The organism is Psychrobacter sp. 1U2, assembly GCF_051847575.1.
The window spans coordinates 1-1,052 of the sequence record NZ_JBPYDC010000465.1; the positions used below are offsets into that span (position 1 = coordinate 1).

1 protein-coding gene is annotated in these 1,052 nt (G+C 41.9%); it reads left to right on the forward strand.

Features of this window, described 5'->3' with window-relative positions; genetic code table 11:
• Positions 1-229: 229 nt before the first annotated feature.
• On the forward strand, positions 230-1,052 hold an 823-nt coding region (surE, locus tag ACS8FD_RS16600), incomplete at its 3' end, for a 5'/3'-nucleotidase SurE (RefSeq protein ID WP_439276651.1).

Consider the following 1,052-nt stretch of genomic DNA (forward strand, 5'->3'; position numbering starts at 1 on the left):
TTTTAAACCATATTGTATTACCGCTAGGTTTTCGTTTTTTACCTTCTATATCTGCATTTATCTGCTAAATAAAGGCATACAAAAGTTATCTTTTTCCTCAAAATGCTGCTTTAAGATGCTTGTTCTTAAACGCTACTATCTATGAGATAGATGACTATAGGTTATTAGCAATCGGTTACGATATTTAAGTCTGTTGCCAGAAAATGAGATATCACTATATTGAGCTGCCATGAAGTTTTTGATTAGTAATGATGATGGAGTACATGCGCCAGGGTTGTTGGCGTTATACCAAGCCCTCTGCCAGATTGGAGACGTTGTGGTCGTTGCACCCCATGAAGAGCAGAGCGGTAGTGCCAGCTCGCTTCATATTTCTCAGCCCTTGTATCCTCATATATTACCATCAGGGTTCGTTGCGGTTAATGGTTCACCTGCTGACTGTGTCTATCTTGCGCTACACGAGCTTTATCCTAACACTCAGTTTGACTGCGTGATCACGGGTATTAATTCAGGCGCAAACCTAGGGCAAGACGTCTTGTTTTCGGGTACTTTTGGTGCGGCTTTGACCGCTCAGCTTTTTGGTATACCGGCGATTGCAACTTCATTGGTGGGTCATAGGATTAAAGGCAATGGACAGGATCAAACCAGCCATTATGAAATGGCCGCAACCGAGATCGTCAAAATATTGACCAAAACGCTTTTATTGGAGGAGCTCAAACGTTTGCCTTATCACGTACTCAATATTAATATTCCTAATGTAAATACGGCTGAGGGTATAAAAGGACGCAAAATCACACGCTTAGCTCATAGCCTAATAGAAAAACCTGTACATCATATGGTTGATCCACGCGGCCGCGATGCTTATTGGTTATGTTTAAAAAAATGCCAGAATTTGCCAACCACAGAGCATATGGACGCCAATATTAATACGCCTATTGATGACTCTATAAGTGGCAGTCCTGAGCGACTATGTCAGCCTAGAGCCGATAACAACGGTAACAACGATAATTTGGTGATTGATACAGATGAGCTGGCGGTAGCAGCAGGTTATATTA